The sequence below is a fragment of the Janthinobacterium sp. YR213 genome (assembly GCF_900099875.1).
GTDB lineage: Bacteria > Pseudomonadota > Gammaproteobacteria > Burkholderiales > Burkholderiaceae_D > Janthinobacterium > Janthinobacterium lividum.
This window is the reverse complement of record NZ_FNDA01000003.1, coordinates 386,105-403,677: the sequence shown is the minus strand read 5'-3', so window position 1 is coordinate 403,677 and position 17,573 is coordinate 386,105. Positions and strand designations below refer to the sequence as shown.

Annotated in this window: 12 protein-coding genes; 11 read left to right on the top strand and 1 reads right to left on the bottom strand. The window is 62.9% G+C overall.

The window, feature by feature from the left end; genetic code table 11:
- Position 1: 1 nt before the first annotated feature.
- The 3 genes from BLT98_RS15735 to BLT98_RS15725 are packed head-to-tail and all read left to right on the top strand — an operon-like array spanning position 2 to position 2,544.
- On the top strand, positions 2 to 718 hold the full coding sequence (locus BLT98_RS15735) for a glutathione S-transferase family protein (protein WP_034783529.1): 717 nt from the start codon (positions 2 to 4) through the stop codon (positions 716 to 718).
- Between the two features lie 12 nt (positions 719 to 730).
- Complete coding sequence (locus tag BLT98_RS15730) at positions 731 to 1,843, top strand: tRNA nucleotidyltransferase/poly(A) polymerase-related protein (protein ID WP_092609269.1); 1,113 nt, start codon at positions 731 to 733, stop codon at positions 1,841 to 1,843.
- On the top strand, positions 1,840 to 2,544 hold the full coding sequence (locus BLT98_RS15725) for a GNAT family N-acetyltransferase (RefSeq protein ID WP_034783526.1): 705 nt from the start codon (positions 1,840 to 1,842) through the stop codon (positions 2,542 to 2,544). The genes BLT98_RS15730 and BLT98_RS15725 overlap by 4 nt, the downstream gene beginning before the upstream one ends.
- Here the strand turns inward: BLT98_RS15725 and BLT98_RS15720 are convergent.
- Entirely contained in the window at positions 2,536 to 3,060 is a 525-nt protein-coding gene (locus tag BLT98_RS15720) for an Lrp/AsnC family transcriptional regulator (RefSeq protein WP_034753092.1), read from the bottom strand. The two genes, BLT98_RS15725 and BLT98_RS15720, sit on opposite strands and share 9 nt — an antisense overlap.
- A 125-nt stretch (positions 3,061 to 3,185) precedes the next feature.
- Here BLT98_RS15720 and hppD point away from each other — a divergent pair, with 125 nt between their 5' ends.
- The 8 genes from hppD to BLT98_RS15680 all read left to right on the top strand — a co-directional run bounded on the left by hppD (position 3,186) and on the right by BLT98_RS15680 (position 17,547).
- Complete coding sequence (gene hppD, locus BLT98_RS15715) at positions 3,186 to 4,313, top strand: 4-hydroxyphenylpyruvate dioxygenase (RefSeq protein WP_034783523.1); 1,128 nt, start codon at positions 3,186 to 3,188, stop codon at positions 4,311 to 4,313.
- A 195-nt stretch (positions 4,314 to 4,508) separates the two neighbouring features.
- A complete protein-coding gene (locus tag BLT98_RS15710) occupies positions 4,509 to 8,105 on the top strand; it encodes an indolepyruvate ferredoxin oxidoreductase family protein (RefSeq protein ID WP_092609266.1) in 3,597 nt (1,198 codons plus the stop codon).
- 124 nt (positions 8,106 to 8,229) lie between these two features.
- Positions 8,230 to 9,738: a S41 family peptidase gene (locus BLT98_RS15705; RefSeq protein WP_092609263.1), complete on the top strand. Its 1,509-nt coding sequence runs from the start codon at positions 8,230 to 8,232 to the stop codon at positions 9,736 to 9,738.
- Between the two features lie 163 nt (positions 9,739 to 9,901).
- Positions 9,902 to 12,625 (top strand): TonB-dependent receptor plug domain-containing protein, encoded by a 2,724-nt coding sequence (locus BLT98_RS15700; RefSeq protein WP_092609260.1) that lies wholly within the window; start codon positions 9,902 to 9,904, stop codon positions 12,623 to 12,625.
- Positions 12,626 to 12,749: 124 nt separating this feature from the next.
- Positions 12,750 to 14,549 (top strand): M14 family metallopeptidase, encoded by a 1,800-nt coding sequence (locus BLT98_RS15695; RefSeq protein WP_170846396.1) that lies wholly within the window; start codon positions 12,750 to 12,752, stop codon positions 14,547 to 14,549.
- 120 nt (positions 14,550 to 14,669) lie between these two features.
- On the top strand, positions 14,670 to 15,815 hold the full coding sequence (locus tag BLT98_RS15690; protein ID WP_092609257.1) for an ankyrin repeat domain-containing protein: 1,146 nt from the start codon (positions 14,670 to 14,672) through the stop codon (positions 15,813 to 15,815).
- Positions 15,816 to 15,818: 3 nt separating this feature from the next.
- Positions 15,819 to 16,964, top strand: coding sequence for an MGDG synthase family glycosyltransferase (locus BLT98_RS15685; RefSeq protein WP_170846395.1), 1,146 nt, complete (start codon positions 15,819 to 15,821; stop codon positions 16,962 to 16,964).
- A gap of 10 nt (positions 16,965 to 16,974) precedes the next feature.
- Positions 16,975 to 17,547 carry a dual specificity protein phosphatase family protein gene (locus BLT98_RS15680; protein WP_244517505.1) on the top strand — a complete coding sequence of 191 codons (573 nt, stop codon included), beginning with the start codon at positions 16,975 to 16,977 and terminating at the stop codon, positions 17,545 to 17,547.
- Positions 17,548 to 17,573 lie beyond the last annotated feature (26 nt).

Genomic DNA, 17,573 nt, shown 5'->3' with positions numbered 1-17,573 from the left:
CATGCAAACGACCATCCTTGATCCCAGCCTGACGCAAACCCTGGCCGCCGCGCGCGAACCGGGCCTGACCCTCATCATCGGCAACAAGAATTACTCATCGTGGTCGATGCGCCCGTGGGTGGCCATGACGGCCTTCGGCATCCCGTTCCAGGAAGTGCGCGTGCTGCTCGACCAGAGCGACACGGCCACCAAAATTGCCGAGTATTCGGCCTGCGGCCGGGTCCCCGTGCTGCTGGCCGGCGAGATCACGATCTGGGACAGCCTGGCCATCTGCGAATACCTGGCCGAGCAGTTTCCCGATAAACACATGTGGCCGCAAGACGTGGCCGCGCGCGCCATGGCGCGTTGTGTCTGCGCGGAAATGCATTCCGGTTTCGCCGGCTTGCGCACGGATATGTCGATGAATATCAAGGCGAAGTTGCCGGGACGGGGCCGCACGGCCGCCGCCCAGGCCGACATTGGCCGCATCAGCGAAATCTGGGAAGAGTGTCTGTCCCGCTTTGGCCACCACCAGTTCCTGTTTGGCGACTTTTCCATCGCCGACGCGTATTTCGCACCCGTCGTCATGCGTTTCCGCACGTACGGCGTGAGCCTGGCGCCGGCCCTGAATGCGTATTGCGAGCGAGTGCAGGCGCACCCGGCCGTGGCTCGCTGGATCACGGAAGCGCTGGCGGAAACGGAAGTCGCTGCCAAGCACGACGCGGAACTGCCTGATTAAGAAAAGAGTGTTATGAAGATATACACGGTCGGTGGCGCGGTGCGCGACCAACTGCTGGGCTTGCCCGTGAAAGACCACGACCACGTCGTCGTGGGCGCCACGCCGGAAGACATGCTGCGCCAGGGCTTCCGCCCCGTCGGCAAGGATTTCCCCGTCTTTCTGCACCCGAAGACGCAGGAAGAATACGCCCTGGCCCGCACGGAACGCAAGACGGCGCCCGGCTACCGGGGCTTCGTCTTCCACACGGCGCCCGACGTCACGCTGGAAGACGACTTGGTGCGCCGCGACCTGACCATCAACGCCATCGCCCGGGCCGAGGATGGGACGTTGACCGATCCGTTCGGCGGTATCGCGGATATTCGCAATAAAATCTTCCGCCACGTTTCCGACGCGTTCGGCGAAGACCCCGTGCGCATCTTGCGCCTGGCCCGCTTTGCCGCCCGCTTTCATACTTTTACTGTCGCGCCCGCCACCATGGAGCTGATGCGCCGCATGGTGGCCGACGGCGAAGTCGACGCCCTCGTGGCCGAGCGCGTGTGGCAGGAAGTGGCCAAGGGGCTGATGGAAAGCCATCCTTCGCGCATGCTGACGGTGCTGCACGAGTGCGGTGCCCTGGCGCGCATCATGGGGGAAATCGCGCTGAGCGAACGCTTGCTGCAGGTCGTCGACCATGCCGCTGCGCAAGGTCATGACTTGCCCGTGCGCTTTGCCGTACTGATGCTGGCTGTGCCGTTGGCGCAGATCAACGCGCTGAGCGAGCGCCTGCGCGTGCCCAACGACTGCCGCGAGCTGGCGGTGATGGCGGCGCGCGAGCAGGCGGCGGTCGCTGGCGCGCTGGCGTTGAGTGCCGAGGAACTGGTGAGCTTGTGCGAGCGCTGTGACGGACTGCGCAAGCCGCAGCGTTTCGTGCAGATGCTGGACGCCATCGCCTGCGATGTGCATGCACGGGATCCCGTGTTTCCACAGTCCGCCTGGCTGCAAGCCATGCTGGCGGCCGTGCGCGGCGTGGATGCGGGCGCGCTGGCGCAAGCGTGCGCACAGGAACCGAAGCGCATTCCGGCCGTCATCCATGCTGCGCGGGTCGAGGCCGTCACGAACGTGATCAGCAGCCGGGAACTGCCATGACCCTGCCCAAATTGTTCCAGAACCCGTTTCGCCGCTGGCTCAGCCGTAGCGGCGGCGGGCGTCCGACCGTGCTCGTCAAGCAGTTGCATGAGCGCGACCGGCGCCGCATGATGAAGCATTTCCTGTCGCTCGAGAAAAGCGACCGGCTGCTGCGCTTCGGCAGCGCCTTGCCCGATGAATTGGTGGCTCAGTACGTGCAGAAGATGGATTTCTCGCGCGACATGATCTACGGCGTCTACAACAGCCTGTTCAAACTGGTGGGGGTGGGGCATCTGGCGTTCGCGCCGAAGGACAAGTCGCCGGCGAAAAGTGTCGTCACGGACAAGGAGCAGGTGGCCGAGTTTGGCGTGTCCGTGTCGAAATCCATGCGCGGCATGGGGGTCGGTTCAAAGCTGTTCGAGCGGGCGGCGATTCACTGTCGCAACAACGATGTCGATACCCTGTACATGCATTGTTTGTCGTCCAACAAGACGATGATGCATATCGCCAAGAAGGCGGGCATGGAAATCCAGCGCGACTATGGCGAAGCCGATGCATACCTGAAACTGTTGCCGCCAAACCCGTCGAGCATGCTGCAGGAAGCCGTGCAGGAACAGTTCGCCATGTTCGACTACACGTTCAAGGCCAACGCGCGCGCCGCGTTCAAACTGTGGGATCGCTTGCCGGGGCGTAAGAAGAAGCCCGGGCCGCCATCACAATAAGGGCAGGGCCGTCGTATCCTTGATGCGCTGCAAGGCAAAGCTTGATTTCACATCCAGCACGGCCGGGTGGCGCAGCAGCGTCGCCATCATGAAGCGCGAAAAGTGCTCCATGTCTTCCACGTGCACGCGCAGCAGGTAATCCATCTCACCCGTCATCGCATAGCAGGCCACCACTTCTGGCCATTGCGCCACGGCCACGGCGAAGTCGGCGCGCGGCGACGTGTTCGTCACCAGGTTGGGCGCCAGCACGCGCGCCGTGCTGTGCGCGGTGGCGTCGCTGTGCTTTTCCAGCCGCACGTTCACGTAGGCCAATAGCCCCAGGCCGATCTTTTCCGGGTCCAGCAGGGCCACGTACTGGCGGATCACGCCCGCTTCTTCCAGCCGTTTGACGCGGCGCAAGCATGGCGACGGCGACAGGCTGACCTGCTCGGCCACGTCCTGGTTCGACAGGCGGCCATCGGCCTGCAGGACGGCGAGGATCTTGCGATCCGTTTTATCCAGCGTAATTTTGCTCATGCTTCCTCCGGTGGTTCTTGTTTCACGCAATATTATTGCGCAAATCATGATTGTTCGGGAGATCTTTGGCATTTAATGCCCACAGACCGCGCCTATACTGTGCGCTACTTCTTGGAGGAGACATCATGCAATTTCAGCCTTGGGATAACCCGATGGGTACCGATGGTTTCGAGTTCGTCGAGTATGCAGCACCAGACCCAAAAGCATTGGGCAAGCTGTTCGAGAACATGGGCTTCACGGCCATCGCGCGCCACCGCCACAAGGATGTGACCCTGTACCGTCAGGGTGACATCAATTTCATCATCAATGCCGAACAAGATTCGTTCGCGCAGCGTTTTGCCCGCCATCACGGCCCGTCCGTGTGCGCCATCGCCATCCGCGTCGACGACGCGGCCTTCGTGTACCGCCGCGCGCTGGAACTGGGCGCCTGGGGTTTCGATAACAAAACAGGTCCGATGGAGCTGAATATCCCCGCCATCAAGGGCGTGGGCGATTCGCTGCTGTACTTCGTCGACCGCTGGCGCGGCAAGGGCGCCGATAAGCCGGACGCGGCCGCACCAGGCGGCATCGGCGATATCAGCATCTATGACGTCGACTTTGTCGCCATTCCCGGCGCCGTTGCCAACCCGGTCGGCCATGGCCTGACCTATATCGACCACCTGACGCACAATGTGCACCGTGGCCGCATGAAGGAATGGGCCGGTTTCTATGAAAACCTGTTCAACTTCCGCGAAGTGCGCTACTTCGATATCGAAGGCAAGCATACGGGCCTGAAGTCGAAAGCCATGACTTCGCCATGCGGCAAGATCCGCATCCCGATCAACGAATCGTCGGACGACAAGTCGCAGATCGCCGAATACCTGGACCAGTACCATGGCGAAGGCATTCAGCATATCGCGCTGGGCACCGATGATATCTACGGCTCCGTGCAAGGCATGCGCGATACGGGTATCGATTTCCAGGACACGATTGAAACTTACTATGAGCTGGTCAACCGCCGCCTGCCGAACCACGGCGAGCAGCTGGAAGAACTGCGCCGCCTGCGCATCCTGATCGATGGCCACAGCACGGAAAACGAACGCGAACTGCTGCTGCAAATCTTCACGCAGACGGTGATCGGCCCGATCTTCTTCGAGATCATCCAGCGCAAGGGCGACCAGGGCTTCGGCGAAGGCAATTTCCGCGCCCTGTTCGAATCGATCGAGCTGGACCAGATCAAGCGCGGCGTGCTGAAAGATACGAACGCGGCGTAATGTTGCTTTGTAACAAATAGTAGTAAAAAGAGTACCAGCCCGGGAGTGCAGCGCAGCAAAGAACTGCGCGCATTCCTGTGGTAGTCTACGACAAACAAGTCATTTTTCCGCACCGGCATGCTCACAAAGCGCGGCCGGTACGTGTGAGTTCAACCGACTTTGCACGCGTAGCACAGAGAATAATGGAGACAAGTAATGAATGCACCAATCAAGGGCTCGAGTCTTGAGCCGGGCGCGCACGCGTCTGAAATTTCCCTGAACGACAAATACACCTTGGAGCGTGGCCGCGCCTTCATGACGGGCACGCAAGCGCTGATCCGCCTGCCCATGCTGCAGCGCGAGCGCGACCTGAAGGCTGGCCTGAATACGGCCGGCTACATCACCGGTTACCGCGGTTCGCCTGTGACGTCCGTCGACATGACGGCGATCAAGGCCAAGAAATACCTCGATGAGCACCACGTCAAATTCCACCCGGGCCTGAATGAAGACCTGGCCGCCACGGCCGTCTGGGGCACGCAGCAAACGAATCTGTTCGAAGACGCGAAATACGATGGCGTGTTCGGCATGTGGTACGGCAAGGGCCCCGGCGTCGACCGTTGCGGCGACGTGTTCAAGCACGCGAATAACGCCGGTTCCGCCAAGCACGGCGGCGTGCTGGTGCTGGCCGGCGACGACCATGCGGCCAAGTCCTCGTCCACGGCGCACCAGTCCGACCATATCCTGAACGCCTGCGGCATTCCCGTGCTGTATCCGTCGTCGGTGCAGGAATACATCGACTACGGCTTGCACGCCTGGGCCATGAGCCGCTACACGGGCTTATGGGTATCGATGAAATGCGTGACCGACATCATCGAGTCGGGCGCCGCCGTCGACTTCGACCCGGACCGCGTGCAGATCACCCTGCCGACCGACTTCGAGATGCCGGCCGGTGGCCTGAACATCCGCTGGCCCGACACGGTGCTGGAGCAAGAAGTACGCATGAACAGCTACAAATGGTATGCGGCGCTGGCGTATGCGCGTGCCAACAAGCTCAATAAAATCATCTGGGACAGCCCGAAGGCGCGTATCGGCATCATCACGGCCGGCAAATCCTACCTCGATACGCGCCAGGCGCTGGCCGACCTGGGCATCGACGAGCAGACGGCGTCCGATATCGGCATCCGCCTGTACAAGATCGGCATGACGTGGCCGCTGGAAGCGGACGGCGTGCACGAATTCGCCAAGGGCCTCGACGAGATCCTCGTGGTGGAAGAAAAGCGCCAGATCCTCGAATACGCGCTGAAGGAAGAACTCTACAACCTCAAAGACGGCGAGCGTCCGCGCGTGGTCGGCAAGTTCGACGACACGGGCGAGTGGAGCAACCAGAAGGGCACGGGCCACGGCGACTGGCTGCTGCCGGCCACGTATGAGCTGAACCCGGCCATGATCGCGCGCGCGATTGCCAGCCGCATTTCGCGCTATTACGCAGGTCATCCGGTGGAGCAGCGCGTGAAGGAGCGCATCGCCTACCTGGAAGCCAAAGAGAATGTGCTGAAAGCCATCAGCGTGAAACCCGATCCGCAGAAGGACCGCACGCCGTTCTTCTGCTCCGGCTGCCCGCACAACAGCTCGACCAAGGTGCCGGAAGGTTCGCGCGCGCTGGCCGGCATCGGCTGCCATTACATGGTGCTGTGGATGGACCGTGAAACGTCGACATTTACCCATATGGGCGCCGAAGGCGTCACGTGGGTGGGGCAGGCGCCGTTCACGAATGAAAAGCACGTGTTTACCAACCTCGGCGACGGCACGTATTTCCACTCGGGCATCCTGGCCATCCGCGCGGCCGTCTCGGCCAAGGTGAACATCACCTATAAAATCCTGTTCAACGATGCGGTGGCCATGACGGGCGGCCAGGAATTCGACGGGCCATTGTCTCCGGCCATCATTTCGCGCCAGATCGCCGCCGAAGGCGTGGGCCCGATCATCGTCGTCACGGACGAACCGGAAAAATACCCGGACGATTACGCCTGGGCCGAAGGCGTCACCGTGCGCCACCGCTCGGAACTGATGGACGTGCAGCGCGAACTGCGCGATATGCCCGGCGTGTCGGCCATGATCTACGACCAGACCTGCGCCTCGGAAAAACGCCGCCGCCGCAAACGCAATGAGTATCCGGACCCGGCCAAGCGCGCCGTCATCAACGAAGCCGTCTGCGAAGGCTGCGGCGACTGTTCCGTGCAGTCGAACTGCCTGTCGGTGGAACCGCTGGAAACGGAACTGGGGCGCAAGCGCCAGATCAACCAGTCGTCCTGCAACAAGGATTTCTCGTGCACGACGGGCTTCTGCCCGAGCTTCGTGACGGTGGAAGGCGGCGGCCTGAAAAAGCCGAAAAAAGCGGCTGCCGCCGACAAGGATGCGCCAGCAGTACCGGCCTTGCCGACGCCGCAGATTCCATCGACGGCCGAGCCGTTCGGCATTCTGGTCACCGGCATCGGCGGCACGGGTGTCGTCACCGTCGGCCAGATCCTGGCCATGGCGGCCCACGTGGAAGGCAAGGGCTGTTCCGTGCTGGACATGAGCGGCCTGGCGCAAAAAGGCGGCCCTGTCATGTCGCACGTGCGCCTGGCGGACCGCCAGGAAGATATCCACTCGACGCGCGTGGGCACCGGTGCGGCCGATCTTGTCATCGGCTGCGACCTGATCGTCACGGCCAGCCGCGACGCCCTGTCGCGCATGGGTGAAGGACGTAGCTGGGCCATGATCAACTCGACCAGTTCGTCGACGGCTGCCTTCGTGAAGAACCCTGACTGGCAATTCCCCGGCGCTTCCGCGCGCATGGAAATCGAAAAAGCGTGCGGCAACGACCACGTGGACTTCATCGACGCGGGCCAGATCGCCACGGCGCTGATGGGTGACTCGATTGCGACGAATATGTTCATGCTGGGCTACGCCTGGCAAAAGGGCAAAGTGCCATTGAGCGAAGCGTCCATCATGAAGGCCATCGACTTGAACAACGTCTCGGTGGCGTTCAACAAGGCCGCCTTCAACTGGGGCCGCGCCGGCGCCCACGATGCGGCCAGCCTGGTACGCATGACAACGCCAGCCAAGGTGGTCGAATTCAAGCGCATCGACACGCTCGACGACATCATCGAAAAACGGGTGGCCCTGCTGACGGCCTATCAGGACCGCGCGTATGCGCAGCAGTACCTGGACTTCGTCGGCCAGGTGCGCGCCGCCGAAAGCGCCCTGAATGGCCCGCAGCTGCGCCTGACCGAAGCCGTGGCCCGCTACTTCTACAAGCTGATGGCCTACAAGGACGAGTATGAAGTGGCGCGGCTGTACACGGACGGCGCCTTCCAGGCGAAGATCGCCGCCATGTTCGAAGGCGACATCAAGCTCAAGTTCCACCTGGCGCCGCCGATCATGGCCAAGACGGACGCCCAGGGCCATCTGGTGAAGAAGGAATTCGGCCCGTGGATGATGAAGGCGTTTGGCGTGCTGGCCAAGTTCAAGGGCTTGCGCGGCACGGCCTTCGACGTGTTCGGCCATACGGCCGAGCGCAAGATGGAGCGCGCGCTGATTCTTGAGTACCGCGCGACGGTAGGCGGCTTGCTGCCGAAACTGACGACGGCCAAGCTGGCGCAAGCAGTGGCGATTGCCAGCATTCCGGAAGACATCCGCGGCTATGGCCATGTGAAGGAGCGTCATTTGAAGGCGGCGAAAGAGAAGGAAGCCAGTTTGCTGATCGCCTTCAATGCGCCGACGCCGCTGCCGCCCGTCGTGGCTGCGCCCGTGGCGGCCACCGTGGCGTGATGGGGTGAACTCCACGTTGTAGCAATGGCGCCTGCGGGCGCCATTTTTTTTGTGTCAAAGAAAACAACGCCTGCCGGGAAAACGCATTATAATTTTTAGATAATTTCTTTTCGGAAAGTTTGTCATGCATTCCCTGCGCCGTCGTTCCCTCGCTGTTTCCCTCGTATTAGTGTTGAGTGCCTGCGGCGGAGGCGGAGGCAGCAGCGACGGCGCGCCCGTCGTCCCGCCCTTGACTCCAACCGGGCCGACGGGGCCGACGGCGCTGGTCGCTTCATCCACGGTGGCGAACCGCTGCGAGGCGCCGCGCAGCGGCAGCAGCATCGACAAGCCGGGCACCTTGCTCAATGAACAGACGTGGGTGCGCAGCTGGATCGATGAAACGTATCTGTGGTACCGCGAAGTGCCGACCACCTACCTGCCGCAAAGCTTCACCACGGCCAAGGCGTACTTCGATGTGCTGAAAACGACGGCCACGACGGCATCCGGCAAACCGAAGGACCAGTTCCATTTCACGTATACGACGGCGGAATGGGAAGCCTCGCTCAATGGCGTGGAACTGGGCTATGGCATGCTGCTGGCGCTGACGCGCACCACGCCGCCGCGCAAGGCAGTGGTCACCATTGTCGAGCCAGGCTCGCCGGCGGCACTGGCGGGCTTGCGGCGCGGTGACGTGCTGCAAACCGTCGATGGCGTCGATTTCGTCAATGCCCCCGACACGGCCAGCGTAGATATTCTCAACGCGGGCCTCTTCCCTGCAGCGCAAGGCACGCATACGCTGGCGTTCAGCCGCAACGGGGCGCCCATCTCCGTGAGCCTGCAGGCGGTGGAGGTCAGCACCAGCGCCGTGCAGAACGAGCGCATCATCGACACGCCCACGGGCAAGGTGGGCTACCTGACCTTCAATACGCATAACAATGTGGCCGAACGCCAGCTGATCGAGACCATGACCCGCTTCCAGGCGGCCGGCATCAGCGACCTGGTGCTCGATGTGCGCTACAACGGCGGCGGTTATCTGGATGTCGCCAGTGAACTCGCTTACATGATTGCTGGCCCGCAAGTTACTACCGGCAAGACCTTCGAGCAGGTGCTCTTCAATGACAAGACCCGGCCGGAAGCGCCCGTGCCATTCCATGCGCAAAGCCAGGGCTTCGGCGGCCCGAATCCCCTCGCCAAGGGAACGCCGTTGCCTTCCCTGGGTCTCAAGCGCGTGACCTTGCTGACAACCGGCAATACCTGTTCGGCCAGCGAAGCGATCATCAACGGCTTGCGCGGCGTGGACGTGCAGGTCAACCTGATCGGTGGCACGACGTGCGGCAAGCCCTACGGTTTCTTTCCCGCGCCGAATTGCGGCACCACGTATTTTGCCGTGCAGTTCCAGGGCGTCAATGCCAAGGGCTTTGGCGACTTTGCCGATGGCATGGCGCCGACCTGCGACGTGGCGGACGATTACCAGCACCAGTTGGGCGACGCGGCCGAAGGCATGCTGGCGGCGGCGCTGCGCTACCGCAGCAGTGGCAGCTGCACGCCGGCCACGGGCGCGCTCAGACTGTTGGGTTCAATCGAGAGTCCGGCCGACACGGCCACGCGCCTGCTGCGCCCGGCCTACAAGGAAATTGCCATCATTCGCCGTTAAGGCGCATGTTCCTGCCATGTGCCAGGCAAGGCGCGTGGCGTTTTCCTGCTCATAAATATTTCTATATAACAATTTTGATATATAGAAAGATGAATCCATTCGTTCTGTAATTACTGGCATTTTGATATCTTTCGCCTTCTCCCTAACCTTGAGAAGCGCAAAGATGCCTATACAATTCAAGTTACCACCGCTCACCGTAGCCGTACTGGCTATCCTGGGCGGTTCCGCATGGCAGGTGCACGCGCAAACGCAAGCGCCCGCAGCGGATCAGCAGCCGGCGGCCACCCCGCCAGCCGTCGTGGTCACCGGTTCGCGGATTCCCCGCGCCAGCCTGGAAGGCCCGTCTTCCGTCACCATCCTGACGGGGGATGAAATCACCAAGCAAGGGTACAAGAACGTCTTCGATGCGCTGACCAACCAGGTACAGAACAGCGGCTTTACGCAAGGCGAAGACTTCGGCAATACGTTCACGCCGTCGGCCAATACCATCAGCTTGCGCGGCCTGGGCCCGAACCACACCTTGATCCTGCTGAACGGCCGCCGCCTGGCCGACTTCCCCGTCGCCTACGAAGGCACGGTCAACTTCACCAACCTGGCGAATATCCCGTCGAGCATTGTCGACCGCATCGAGATACTCAACGGCGGCGCTTCGGCCATCTATGGTTCCGACGCGATCGCCGGCGTGGTCAACGTCATCCTGAAAAAGCAGACGGAAGGTTTCGACATCAATGTCAAGGCGGGCGGCACCACGCGTGGCGGCGCCGGCAACCAGCGCGTGCAACTGACGGGCGGCGGCAATTTCGACAAGTTGCATACCTTGTTCAGCTTGGAGTTGAGCCAGCGCGATCCGCTGTCGAGCCTGCAGCGCGACTTCATGGCCACCCGTTCGGGCACGCCGACGAATATCGCCTCGCGCCGCGTGGTACAGGCGGGCACCTCCGGCAGCTACGTGGACCTGGGCGATACCTGCAACCAGTTCGGCGACCTGTTCGGCGGCAGCGTCGTCAAGTACCAGGCGAAGAACGGCAGCTATTGCGCCAGCCCGAAAGTCGGCCCCACTTACTGGACCACGCAAACCAAGAACCGCAGCCAGAACGTGTTCGGCAGCGCCAACTATGAGCTGTCGCCGGAAACGACCCTGTTCGCCGATTTTCTGATTGGCAAGAACTCGACCGAGAACAACACGCGCGGCCCGACGTGGACGTCGTCGTCGACGGGCAGCAGCTATTTCCGCAACCAGAACACGAATCGCTACGAGGCGTGGACGCGTTATATATCGCCCGAGGAAATGGGCGGCGTGGAGCGCTACAACCGCAAGTGGGACGACATGGCCACGGCCATCTCGCTGGGCGCCAAGGGCCGCATTCCCGGCACGTCATCCTGGCAGTATGAAGCGAACTACAATGCCTCGGTGTACAAGAGCGAAAGCCACACGCCGCGCGCGCTGGCCAATATCGACAGCTTCTTCCTGGGACCGAAACTGGGCACCGACGCTGCCGGCGTGCCGATCTACGCACCGGATCCGGCCCGCCTGTCGCGCCGCGTGACGGCGGCCGAATTCGACACCATCACGGGCAATTCCGACAGCGACGACAAGGCCTGGACGAATACCCTGAGCCTGTCCACGAATGGCGACCTGTTCCAGCTGCCCGCCGGCGTGGCGAAGATCGCCACCATCGCCGAGGTGGGCAAGCAGGGCTTCAGCAATGTGCCCGATGCGCGCCTGAACGATGGCTACTTCAACGTCGCCACCAAATCCGATATCACGGCCGGCACGCGTACCCGCTATGCGCTGGGGGCGGAATTGAATCTGCCGCTGCATGAAAAGCTGACCGGTACCCTGGCCGGCCGTTACGACCGTTACAGCTTTGCCGGCCGCCATGAGGGCAAGTTCACCTACAACGGCGGCCTGGAACTGCGTCCCGCGCCTGAGCTGCTGTTCCGCGCCAACTACGCCACCAGCTTCCGCGCGCCGGACATGAATTACATCTACAAGGCGCGCGGCACCGGTTACTACTCGAGCACCACCGACTACTACCGCTGCGGCGCGGCCGGCCAGGCCATCGAAGGCTGCGAATTTGCCAACAAGTCGCCGGGCGCCGATTATGTGCAGAACGGCAGCAAGGACCTGCAGTCGGAAAAAGGCAAGTCGTTTGGCGTCGGCGCCGTCTGGTCGCCCAGCTCGAACTTCGACGTCTCCGTCGACTACTGGAACATCAAGATCGATGACCTCGTGACGAACCTGAGTTCCGACAAGATCTTGCGCGACGAAGCCGATTGCCGCCTGGGCAAGACGGATATCAATTCGCCGACCTGCGTCGATACCCTGGGCCGCGTCGAGCGCTTCGCGGCGAATGCCCTGAACCGCGCCGGCGAGATCAAGACCATCACCGTCAATCCGATCAATGCGGCAAAGCAGAGCAGCAGCGGCATCGACGTGAGCCTGAAGTACCTGCTGCGCACGGCGGACTACGGCCGTTTCGCCTTCAAGGCCAACTACGCCAAGGTGCTGAGCAAGAAGTCGCAGCAATTCGTCGGCGACGAAGAGATCGACGAGACGAAATCGCTGACGAACATGGATTGGCCCGACAAGCTGAACCTGAGCGTGAACTGGAGCGCGGGCGACTGGTCGAACACCCTGCTGGTCAGCCGCTACGGCAAGATCCCGAACGCCGCCAGCACGGCCTATCTGACGCCGACGGCGCTGGCCAATATCAGCACCGTGTACCGTATCAACGACCGCGCCACCTTGTCGCTGATCGTCAACAACGTCTTCGACAAGATCAAGCGCGACACGAGCGGAGGCTGGCCGTACTACCCGGTGGGCAGTTTCAGCCCGCAGGGACGCCAGGGCTGGGTCGAGTTCAACTACCACTTTGGCTCGTAACTCACGCTTGCCAGAGCAAGGCCGGAGCAGCTGACGCTGTTCCGGCTTTTTTATTTGCCGTTGCGTTTTTACCTGACCGCCACTCTATAATTGCCCGCTTGTCCCTCTTGATGGAGCTAGTCCGATGCTACGCCGTGTCCTGCTGTCCGCCGCCATGTTTTCCCTGCTTGCCGTCAACGCGCACGCCGCACGCGATATGCGGCTGTTTTCCCTGAAGACGGAGGCCGAGTACTCGGGTTTCAGGAATACGGGCCGCTACGAGGAAGTGGAAGCCTTGTGCCGGCGCTTCGAAGACCAGTATCCGAAACAGGTGCGCTGCTTTGAATTTGGCCGCACGCCGGAAAACCGCCCCATGCTGGCGCTGGCCGTTTCCAACACGGGCGCGCTGACGCCGGACGCGGCCAGGCTGCGCAAGATACCGGTGCTGCTGGTGCAGGGCGGTATCCATGCGGGGGAGATCGACGGCAAGGATGCGGGTTTCCTGGCCCTGCGCGAAGTATTGGAAGGCAAGGCCGCCGCCGGCGCGCTGGACAAGCAGGTGGTGCTGTTCGTGCCCGTGTTTAATGTCGATGGCCATGAGCGCTTCGGTGCGTGGAACCGCCCGAACCAGCGGGGACCGCAGGAAATGGGCTGGCGCAGCACGGCGCAGAATTTCAATTTGAACCGCGACTACATGAAAGCCGATTCTCCCGAGATGCAGCACATGCTGGCGCTGGTCAATGCCTGGGATCCGCTGGCGTATGTCGACCTGCACGTGACGGACGGCGCGCAGTTCGAACCCGATATCTCGATCCAGGTCGAACCCGTGCATGCGGGCGATGCGGCCTTGCGCGCGGCGGGATCGGCGCTGCGCGACGGCGTGCTGGCCGACCTGGCAAAGCAGGGTTCCGATCCGAAGCCGTTCTACATGTCGTTTGCCGAAGAAGACAATCCGCAGTCGGGTTTTGTCGATTCGACGCCGAACCCGCGCTTTTCGCACGGTTATTTCCTGTTGCGTAACCGTTTCGGCGTGCTGGTGGAAACCCACTCGTGGAAGGACTACCCGACCCGCGTGCGCATCACGCGCAATACCATCATTTCCCTGCTGTCGCAGATGGCGCAGCACGGCGCCGCATGGCGGCAGAGCGCCATGGAAGCGGACCTGCGCGCGACGCAGCTGGCCGGCAGTGCGCTGCCCCTCAGCTACAAGACCACGGAGAAAAGCCGCATGATCGCGTTTCGCGGCTATGCCTACACGCGCACGCCGTCCGAGGTATCGGGCGCCCTGATGACGCGCTATGACGAAAAGACACCGCAGATCTGGAACGTGCCGTTGCGCGACGAGATCGTGCCTGACCTGCAGCTGGCCGCACCGAAGGCCGGTTACCTGGTGCCGCGCGCGCAGGCGGCCATGGTGGGCGCCAAGTTGCGCCAGCACGGCATCGCCTACAAGGAAATGCGCAGCATCTTCGCCGGGCAGAATGTGGAAGTCTTCCGCGCCACCGCCGTCAAGTTTGGCGCGCAGTCGTTCGAGGGACGCCAGACGGCGGCGGTACAGGGCGAGTGGCAGAAAGAGGAGCGCCTCGTCGATGCCGGCGCGCTGTACGTGCCCGTCAACCAGCCGAAGGCGCGCCTGGTGGTGGCGCTGCTCGAGCCGCGCGCGCCCGATTCGCTGCTGGCCTGGGGCAGCTTCAACACGGCGTTCGAGCGCAAGGAATACATGGAGGACTATGTGGCCGAGGACGTGGCGCGCGCGCAGTTGGCGGCCGACCCGGCGCTGGCGGCGCAGTTCCGGCAGAAGCTGGCCGACGAGCCCGAGTTTGCAAAGAGTCCGCGCGCGCGCCTGGAGTTTTTCGCCCGCCGCCACGCGTCGTGGGATGAGCGGCTGAACCTGTATCCGGTCATGCGCGTCGACGTGGCACCTGTCAGTTTCATGGATTTGTAACGCTCAATACGCGCGTCGCCGCACGGCGCACACCGGAGTTGTCAAATCGCGCAGATTAATCGAAAGAAAATGCTATTCTCCGCTCGATGATGGCGCCGCCAGCACGAGCAGAGACGAGGAATGGGTAATAACACACTGTATAACCAGCACCGGGAGACATTTTTTCGCCTTTGCGACGCCGTGGGCGAGAATCAGGTGGAGCAGGTGCGCGGCCTGCTCCAGGCCACGCCGCTGCTGTTGACTTTGCGCCGCTACAACATGGATGACGGCGAATCGCTGCTGCATCTGGCCGCGGCCGGCGGCAGCCGCGACGTCTGCGCGCTGCTCGTGTCGCTGGGCATGGACATCGATCTGCCCTTGCCCGGTTACCGCAACCATACGCCGCTGGACGCGGCGGCAAGCCATGGCCATCTCGATACCTGCCGCTGGCTGCTCGAGCATGGCGCTGCCGTCGATGGCCTGCCGGACAATATCCTGTCGCCGCTGGACAGCGCCTGCATCGGCGGCCATCAGGACGTGGTCGCGTTGCTGCTGCAGCGGGGCGCCAATCCGAACCGCCTGCATACGCGCTGGAACCAGGCGCCGGTCGATATCGCCACCGGCTGGGGTTTTCCCGCGATCGCCCAATTGCTCGCTGCCGCCGGCGGCGTCAGCATACTCGACGTGCCGCAGCAGGCGGCCGCCTCGCCGCAGGAATCGATCCGCACCTTCATGCACAACAGCGCCGGCTGGGTGCTGCCCGCCGTGTTCAGCCCGGACAGCGGCGACGCGCGCTTTTCGCTGGGAATCAGCTGCATCGATGGCAAGAGCGATTTCAAGCTGCTGTTTACGGTTGGCCTGTTCCAGCAATCGCCGATGACCGAACTGGCCATCTGCCTGCCGGCCCGCTGGCCGCTGACCGTGCACGGCTTCACGGAACACAGCCCATGGCGCTTTCCGGTGGCGCTGCTGGCGCGCCTGGGACGACGCACGCTCGATCAGGCCAGCCTGGCCGCCGGCGAGCTGCTGCGGCGCGACGATCCGCACCTGGCGGACCTGGCCTGGCCGGACGGCGTCGATGCGCTGCTGGCCATCGACAAGCGCTGGAATCCGGCGCCCGAGGAAGAAGACATTGCCGACGATGACAAGGTCACCATCTATCTGCTGGTGCCGGTGAAGTTCACCAAAAAAGGCGCGCCCGACGCCAGCACCTTGCCGGCTTTGATGGAGCGCAAGCTCAAAGGCAGCTGGAAAGTGTCGGCCCTGCCTATCCCCGTGATTGGCTAGCTCATGACAAAAAAAATTCTTCTCCTGAGCGTCTCGGCCGGCGCCGGCCACATGCGCGCGGCGCAAGCCATCGAGGCGTATGCGTCGCGCGATGGCGGCGCAGGCCCTGCGGCGCTGGTCCTGCATCTCGACGTGATGGACTTCGTCACGCCGGCATTTCGCAAGCTGTACACGGATTTCTATATCAAGCTGGTCAACAAGGCCCCCGCGCTGTGGGGCTATCTGTATCACGCCACCCACGATGCGCCGCGCGACAGCACCATGCAGCTCCTGCGCCGTGGCATCGAGCGCCTCAACACGCGCGCGCTGATGGCGCAGATCGCCGCCTTCCAGCCTGACGCCATCATCTGCACGCATTTCCTGCCGGCCGAACTGCTGTCGCGCGCACTGCGCCAGCAGCAGCTGGCTTGCCCCGTCTGGGTACAAGTCACGGATTTCGACTTGCACCGCATGTGGGTGCATGAACAGATGCAGGGATATTTTGCCGCCACCGACGAAGTGGCGTTCCGCATGCGCCACGAAGGCATCCCCGCTGAACGCATCCACGTGACGGGCATCCCCATCATGCCCGCGTTTGCGCAGGTGCCCGACCGCGTCTCGTGCGCGCAGGCGTTTGGCCTCGACCCGCAGCGCACGACGATATTGCTGATGGGCGGCGGGGCGGGACTGGGCAGCCTTGAAACGGTCGCCGCGCGCCTGCTGGCGCTGCCGGGCGATTTCCAGCTGATCGTGCTGGCGGGGAAAAACGCCGCCGCGCTGGCGGCGCTGCAGGCACTGGCCGGCCAGTATCCGGGTCGCCTGCTGGCGCAAGGCTTTACCAGCGAAGTCGAGCGCCTGATGGCGTGCGCCGACCTGGTGATCACCAAGCCGGGCGGGCTGACCACGTCCGAATGCCTGGCCCTGGGTTTGCCCATGATCGTCAACTCGCCGATTCCGGGGCAGGAAGAGCGCAATGCCGACTATCTGCTGGAGCAGGGCGTGGCCCTGAAGGCATTCGATGCCGTCACCCTGGAATACAGGGTGCGCCTGCTGCTCGATCATCCTGCACAGTTGCACGCCATGCGCGCGAAAGCGCTGGCCCTGGGCCGTCCGCGCGCCGCTTTGGACGTACTGGCGCAGGTGCTGCGCGCTGGCGCCATTCGTCAATAACAAGGAAGCCATGATGTTACATGCAGTACTTTTGACGCTCGCCCTGGGGCTGGCCGCCGCGCCCGCCGGGGCGCAGCCATCGCCGCCACGCCATCCGGACTGGGCCACGCCATTGCCGCAGGTGTCGAACCTGCACCAGGTCACGCCCGTCCTGTACCGCAGCGCCAGGCTGGACAGCGCCGACGTGGCCCAGCTGCAGGCGCTGGGCGTGAAGACGGTGATCAGCCTGCGCTCCTTCCACTCCGATACGCAGGTGCTGGAAGGCAGCGGCATCCGCGCCGTCCGTATTCCCATCAATACCTGGGCCATCCGCGACCGGCATGTGATCGACACCATGCGTGCCATCCGCGCCGCCGGACAGCACGGTCCCGTGTTGCTGCACTGCCTGCACGGCGCCGACCGCACGGGCATGATGGCCGCCATGTACCGCATGCTGTACCAGGGTTGGCCGCGCGAGAAAGCGATCGACGAGCTGAAAAATGGCGGCTACGGCTACCACGCCGTGTGGAAGAATATCGAAAGCTACCTCCAGCGCGTGAATGTCGACGAACTACGCGCACGTATCGATGCGCCGCAACCCTGATACCCCGCTGGCGCGCCACTTCAGGC